This window comes from Archangium sp., from assembly GCF_036388035.1.
Classification (GTDB): domain Bacteria; phylum Myxococcota; class Myxococcia; order Myxococcales; family Myxococcaceae; genus Archangium.
Genome location: NZ_DASVSO010000002.1, coordinates 1 through 7,499, shown reverse-complemented (window position 1 = coordinate 7,499; position 7,499 = coordinate 1). Strand labels below are relative to the sequence as shown.

The 7,499-nt window shown below is 65.4% G+C and carries 3 protein-coding genes; all 3 read right to left on the bottom strand.

Translation table 11 applies throughout. The features are described from left to right. Positions 1–5,481: hypothetical protein (locus tag VF697_RS00040; protein WP_331090973.1), on the bottom strand; the 5,481-nt coding region annotated here is incomplete at its 3' end. A gap of 20 nt (positions 5,482–5,501) precedes the next feature. Further along, positions 5,502–6,773, bottom strand: a complete 1,272-nt coding sequence (locus tag VF697_RS00035) for a hypothetical protein (RefSeq protein WP_331090971.1) — start codon at positions 6,771–6,773, stop codon at positions 5,502–5,504. Positions 6,774–6,954: 181 nt separating this feature from the next. Then, a partial coding sequence (locus tag VF697_RS00030; protein WP_331090969.1) for an alpha/beta hydrolase occupies positions 6,955–7,499 on the bottom strand: 545 nt, incomplete at its 5' end.

Sequence of the window (7,499 nt, the reverse complement as noted above, 5' to 3'; positions counted from 1 at the left end):
CAGTCGCACCGGCCGCGGCTTCTTGTTCTTCTCGAGCGCACGCCGGACAGTGAAGCGGTAGGACACGTTGAGCGCGAGCGCGGCCAGGTCGATGGTGGCGACGAAGTCACCGTTGAGATCACAACCGCCTCGCTTCCCATCCAGGGTGGGCGTGGCGAACTTGACGTGCTCCGCCAGCTTGGCGGCGCTGTCCGCGGGGTTCTGCTGCACCGGGTCGGTCTCGATGACGAGCTCGAACTCCCGGGCGACATTCCAGGCTGCCTTCTCCTTCGAACCTTTCACGGGCACCTCGATGCCCTCGGCGTGACAGCGAAGCTCCAGCAGCTCCCCCTTCGGCTGCACCTTCAGCCCGCCCACCCACCTCGGCGTGAAGTCGTATTCGCCCACCTGCTCCAGACTCTGGGGCACGAAGTCCGGGCTGATCGCGATGAGCTCCAGCTTGAATTCGTTCTTGCAGTCGAGGGGGTTCTTCTTCTCCCCGTTCGGCTGTGGGAACGGCACGTGCGCCGAGATGAGCCAATCCGCCACTGCGTTCTGGTCACTGACCTCGAGCTTGTCGGCCAGCAGCCGGGTGGAGCCCTTGATGGGCTCCCACTTCTTGCCTCCGGCCACGCGGCGGGAGAAGCAGGCGTAGTACTGGTGCAGATCCTCCGGCACCCCGGACACGCAGGCGGAGATCTCCAGCTCGCACTGGCCCAGCCGGGGCGAGGGCCGGAAGGCCAGATACTTCGGCGGCGCCTCTTCGGTGCTCCCCTCCGGCTTGGGGACCATGTTGCGCAGGCCTACCTTCCTGTAGCGGCCTGGCTCCGCGTGGGTGACGTGGAGGTGCTGGGACGTCTTCGCCTTCAGCTCCTCGAACTTCTTCAGGGTGATGGAGCCGTCTCCCTCCCCGGTCGTCTCCCCGGCGGAGGGGTACATCAGCCCGAGGCCGTTCAGCGCGGCGAGCTCGAACCAGTGGAAGCGCTGGGCACCGGGCTCGAGGTCACTCGCCGCCAGGCTGCTGAAGAGCGGCCCCGGGTGGAAGGAGATGAACAGCGAATTCTTGGTGTCCAGGTTCGGGCTGAGCCGCAGGCGTGTCGGCTGCGCCGGATCCGCGATGTCGACGTTGAAGGCGCCCGAAGCGGCGGCGATCCGCACCTGGTCCGCGACTCCCTTCCCACTGGCGTTGATGATGCAACCGAGGCCATCGGCGTCGAGCCGCTCGAGTGGGGGAAGCTGTTTCTTGTCGAGGCGGGACGCGACCTGCCCCAGCGCCGACGCGAGTGCGACGTGCATGCGCAGGGGTTGGGAGCTGCGGTAGACCTTTCGGTACGTGCTGTACGGAAGAGGGCCGAGCACGGCGTCGCCCGCCGCGGGCTTGCGGTTGATGATGACGCGGCGCTCCTCGTCGAAGACCCACGGGGCCTGCTGTTTCGGGTCCTCGCATTCGAGGGGATCGAACGTGAGTGCGAACTCCCCGGGATTGCGCTGGAACGTCTCCGCGGCGGTGGATTCCCTGAGGAGCTTGTCGGGGGTGGCGCTCCGCAGGGTGCAGGACAGCCCATCCTCGGCGAACGACACCAACTCGAAGTGGACCTTCTTCGCGGCGAGATGGGCGAGCCCCTTCACGAGACCCCAGCCCACCTTGATGTCCATCGCCTCGAAACAGGGCTTGAAGCCCACGAGGTTGTCGATGACATAGAGCTTCTTCGGGGACTCCCAGACCTTCTTGCCCGCCTCGGTCAGGCCGACGATGAAGTCGTTCTCCAGCTGGAAGTGCGTGCCCGCGACTCCTGGCCCCTTCCCGGCCTGGATTGAACGGGCCGTGACGGGGATGGCCGCATTGGCGTACTCAGCGTCGGCGCCGTCCTCGGTCTTGCTCATCCGCAACAGGATGAAGCCTGGGAGCTCGTGCGGCACCGGCCCTTCGAAGTCGAGGCGCCACCGCCAATTGCCGTCCGACTGACGCCGGGGCTTCTCGGCGAGCACGGCCGCCTGGCCCTCCGTGGCCCCCACGAGCTTCGGGCGGGGGACGGACAGGACCGCCTCGAGGCGCTTGTGTGGCTTCTTGGGCGTCAGGACCTTTGGCGGTGTCGAGGTGTCGGTGACCTCCAGGGTCCACTCGCCCCAGAAGCTGGCCTGGACCGCGTGCACGAGGTTGCCACCGGACGCAGCCGGAGTGCCCTGGGTCAGGTCGAGCACGTGGGCGCCCTGCTTGAGGCGCAACGCGAGCTGGTGCTCCAGGTCGTAGCCGAAGTCCTCGTCGATGACGACCGCGATGGCCGTCTCGCCCATGCGCCGCTCGCCGGCGCTCTTCACCCATCCACTGCACAGCGGATTCGGATCCTCTTTCCGGAAGCGGGGGACGGGCCATTCGCTCCGCACGCGGGCCTTGTTCTGCTTGTCGAGCACGTTGAGCAGCCAGATGGCCGAGACGGGGTGCAGGTTCTCCAGCCTGCTGCTGGGAGGGAGCCAGCCCGAGGCGTCGAAGAGCCTGGCACTCTGGTCCGTGCCATTGGCGAGGACGCGCGGGACGTGCTCCTCCTTCTCCGGGTCGCACCAGGCGATCTGCACCACCTCCTGCTCCTTCATCCGCAGACCGGAGGGCTTGAGCGCCTCGTTCGCCTTGTTCAACACCGCCTTGACGTTGTCGGGGACCCACTCGTTCTTCTGGATGAGGCGGATGTTGCGCCAGCGCCGGGTGATGCCTTGCGCGAGCAGATAGCCGTCGGCGCCCCGCAGGGGGACGGACTGCTCGATGAAGAAGCCTTGCTTGGCCTTGAGCGTCATCCGCTCGGCGAGGGCGGGCACCATCAGCGAGAGCTGGACGACTCCGTTCTTGGCGGCGCTGAGCTTGCCCGCATCGAGCTTGATGGATCCGGGCTTACAGACCTCGCCGCACTGGCCCGAGGGACAGTCCAGCTTCTTCCAGCCGCCACCGGCCAGCTCCTGCTCGAAGCACAGCTCCAGCTCGTAGCTTCCCGTCTCGATCATGCTGTTCTTCTCGGGAGGCGGGAGATAGCCAGTCTCGATCTCGAGCGTCAGCGGGTATTCGAAGGGGGTGCACGACTTCCAGTCCGGCTTCTTGGCTTCCGGAGCGAAGGAGGTCTTCGAGTCGAGCAGCGCCGCGACGGCCTTGGCGTAGCCGAAGTTTCCCCGCTCTTGTGAGGAGGAGAAGTGCTCGTGGGTCGCCTTCGTGAAGGCGGCACGGTCCTCCTCGGGGAGATTGTCCCTGAGGTGTTTTTCGATCTCCTCCACCTCGAGGAAGTTGTCCTCCGCGCTCTCCTCGACCGGGACGAACTTGGGGGCACGGCCGCCGGCCTGCTTGATGTCCTCCGGGAGCTCGATCTGCTCCGCCAGTCGGGCGAGGAGCTTGATGCCGTTCTCCGCATCCTTCTCCGGTGAGAACACCTGGAAGTGAAGGAACCCCGAGCGCAGCTCGAACTTCTTGCGTTTCTCGGCGGTGTTCCGGTGGTCCAGCTTGACCTGGAACCGCCGGGTGTCCATGCCGATGTCGGCGGGCAGGGACCCCACGAAGCCCAGGACCTCTCCGGTGGCCACGGGGAAGAAGGGCTCCGGGAAGGTCACGACCTTGCCACCGACGAGCGCGTCCTGGGCCTTCCCGAGATTGGCCGGTGGCGCCTTGTAGACCCACTGAGCCTCTCCCGCCTGGTTGCACACGGAGATCTGGTGAGCCGTGCCGTCCTCGGCGAGCACCTTGTAGGTCCCTCCGCCCTCACCGGCGTTGGCGACCGGAGCCTGGGACCAGACCAGCGCGCCGAGCTTGTGGGGCCCCGAGGTATCCGAGATGTTGACCCAGGCGCCGAAGCGTCGCTTGTACAGCTCTCGGAACCAGGGGACCTCCTGGAAGTACTGCTCCACCGCGACGACGTCCTCGGCCTGCTCCTCGGCGGAGTCCTGGGCCGGCGCCGCATGGGCGGCCTCCGGAAACTTCGGCGAGCGCAGATGCATGTACAGCGTGTAGAACGCGTGCGACTTCTGCTCCGCGTTCTGGGAGTTCTCCTCGAGCTCGTGGCGGATGAGGACGAAGCCGGGCCAGTTGCCCAGGGCCTCCAGGACTCCCGGATCGCGGCACGAGGCCTTGTCCCCGGGGAGGCGGGCGGCCACGACATAGCCCGGAGCGATGGCTCTGACCGGGGTGGTCTTCTGCTCGGCGGGCGGGAAGAGATGGACGCCGCCATGCAGGTTCCGCTGCAGGCCCAGCACGTAGTAGCCGCCAATCCCGGTCTCGAGCGACTCGTTGTTGTAATAGCTCTGCCAGGGATTGCTCGAGGCACTGCTGCCACGCAGCGGGAAGATGTACTTGGGCCGGCTGAAGCTGCTATCGACCACCTCGGCGGGGGCCTCGGTTCTCTCCTTGCGGTAGATGTAACGCCCGCCGTGGGTGTCGCGGTGGTCCAGGATCAGGTCGTGAGGCGAATCCACCGTGGTCGGGTTCTTGTCGAAGAAGGCCTTCGCCCGCACCAGGTTGAATGAGGCGAATGCGTGCAGCCCCGTGGCATCCTTGTTGGTGTAACCGGCGCGCATCCTGAAGATCGTGTCCGTTGGACCGATCCGAGCGCCCAGGTCCATGGCTCCGTTGGTCGGTGCCTTGAAGACTTTATTATCGACGAGCCCTCGCTTGGTCGATGGGTCCGCCGTCACCATCCAGAGCTGGTCTTCCCCGCCTACCGTGAGGATGCAATAACCAGAGATGACGATGATGTGGCGAGGGTTGATCTGTTTCTTCTCGTTCCGGAGTCCAACGCCCGTATAGATGACCACCGGGTTGTTGGCGCGCAGGCAGTCGATGAGGTGCGCGAACCTCTCCCTGACGTTCTTCTCGCTCTTGCGTATCTCGCCGAGCGTGGAACGCAGGTCATCGGGTAACAGGTGGCCCTCGTGCTCATTGAAAGAGGTGGGCCTGCTGTAACGCAGGATGCCCCCGACCCCCTTCGGGCGGGCATTCAGGTCGGAGGGAAAGATTTCCTCGAGAGGGATGGGGATTTCACCCTTGAGGGCGAGACGAAAATCCCTGTAATCGGATTGGATCTCATAGCTCACTCCCTCCGGAGGACTGACCGTCCAACCTCTCTTGTGCAAGGAGTCGTCAGCGGGGAGCCAGAAGGCCCGCTCTCCCCTGGGGTATCGGAGATCGAGCAGACACTCCGGATCCCCCGCCTTCGAGTGGGTGATGTAGTGCGGACGCGGATCCCTTCCCTTGATGAGCTGGAAGTAGTTGTAGACCATGGAGGCCGAGGTGCGGCCACACCAGTCCGGAGCTTGCGACTCCTCCACCCGTTGTCCGAGGAGAGGAACCTTGAGCACATGCCACTCTTTGGCCTGTTGCTTGATCTCCTCCGGGAAGGCGTAGTCATCGACGGGGAAGACGCGAGAAAGCGACTTCCCGTCCTCGCCACGTTCCACGATGTTGCAGTTCACGCCGCCCTGGCAGACACCACGCTCATCTTCCCTCAGGATGAACTGCTGCTTGATTCCCATTTCAGTCCCCCCAAGTCGATCTACTGACCCAAGTCCGAGGTGCAGTTTTCCTTGACCGGGATGTTCCTGGCATTGGCGACGGCGTAATCGCCACTAAAGAACCCAGACTTGCTATCCCAATGCGCGACATTCAGCTCCTCGGTCGGCCAGCTCAGTACGAACAACGACTGGCGGCCCTCCGGGTCGCGGAGCTGCAATTGGTACGAGGCGCCATTCTTCGAGACATCGGTAATCTGCATGGCGGTGAGAGGCTCTTCGCCGACTTCATGGACGTCGCCACTGCGGAAGCTCGCCCGGCGATGAATGTCGGTGCTGAGTTTGATTCCGGAGATGATGCCGCAGCTCTCCAGGACGTGCCGCTCCCCCTTCTTCCCGTGGAGCAGGTACCAGAGCGGAGGCAGCGAGCGGAAGAGCCGGAAGGCCGCGGGGCTCAGCGCCGGCATGCCGGCGTATTCATTGTCCAAGGCGGAGTACTTCGTGTCGCCCGACTCGGGAACCCGCGCGCCCTTCTGCAACGCCAGCTTCAGCGCCTCAGAGGCCGCCCAGCTATTTCTCGATTCAATGTTGACATCGAACTCATCCAGGTCTTTGCCAAACTCGCCCTTCCCCGCATTCGGGGGGATGTGTCCGCTGTACACGACGAGCGCGCCATCGCGGGACATGACGCTGACGAATCCACCGCGAAAGCCGCCGCGGCGGAACCGGAGCTGGTGCCAGTCGTACTCGATCTTCTCCAACTCCCAGAGGAAGCTCTCCTCCAGCGTCCTCTTCCTGCCCAGCGAGTGGCTATGTTTGCGCTGGATCCAAACCGCCTCGTGGAGGCCGCCCTTGATCGCGTCCTTTTGGAGTTGCTCGAACGCGAGAGCGAAGAAGAGGTCCGCGAGCAGGTCGAGCGCCTTGTCGTTCTTCGAGTCGAGGGCCGCCGCCCGGCTGGCGGCGTCGTAGCGCACCTGGGTGCTCGCCTTGGTGTCCAGCGCTTGCGCCAGCAGCGCGTCGAAGCTCGGCTTGGCCGCCCCGACCAGGGACTTCTGCGTGAAGCCCTCCGCCTCGCCGCACTTGAGGCGCACCCACTCCTTGGGGACACTCGCCAGGAGCTGGCACTCCGTGGCGATGGGGAGCTTCGTCACCACCTCCGCCTTCGGGCTGGGGCCGCGGCGCAGGTTGATCTCCGAGCCCTGGATGAAGACCCGTCCCGCCGCGTCCGCGTCCTGGGCCCACGCCAGCGCGGAGCTCAGCACCACCAGGCAGCTGGCCCAGGCGCGGAGCCGAGGCTGTGGGGCTGTCTTCTTCATGATCCACTCCTCGAGACGATGTAGGGCGGAGGGCCACCGGTAGGAACCCGAGGGCGGGCAACCTTCTCAGGCTCTCGACATCGACGGCCCAGCTCTGGGGTAGAGCGTGCTTGAGATGCTGTACTGGGTCAAGACGGCGCCGCCCGCCCTGCATTCATGTCCTTCGGGTGGTATTGTCGCCTCACAGCCCCGCCAGGAACTCGAGCAGTGCCGCGTTCACCTCCGCGGGGCGCTCCTGCTGGGTCCAGTGGCCGCAGCCCGGAAGCATCAGGGTGCGGCGCAGCCCAGGCATGCTCCGCTCCATGGCCTCGACGGACCCGGGCTGCATGACCAACACCGGCTCGCGCTCTCCCGCGATGAAGAGCGCCGGCTGCTCGATGCGCCTGTCATCCCACGCTCGCGACAGCTCCCAGGTCGCATCCGCGCAGCGATACCAGTTCAACCCGCCGCGGAAGCCCGTGCGCTGGAACTCGGCCGTGTAGAAGTCCAGGTCCTCCTCGGTGAGCCAGGATGGGAGCACTTCCGGTTGGAGCAGGTGCTCGAGCATGGTGCCGCTCTTGGGCCCTCCCGCGAGGCCTCGCAGCGGCTGGTACGGCGGATTGCCCGAGAGCGAATAGAAGAAGCCGCGCAGGAACGTGCGCACGTTCGCTTCCAGCTCCGCCTCGGCCTTGCCGGGCTGCTGGAAGTAGAGGAAGTAGAACCACTGGTCGCCGACAGCCTGTGCGA

Bases quoted from the DNA above. Each gene is read 5' to 3' on its own strand.
- VF697_RS00035 (WP_331090971.1), bottom strand. From the start codon at position 6,773: ATGAAGAAGACAGCCCCACAGCCTCGGCTCCGCGCCTGGGCCAGCTGC.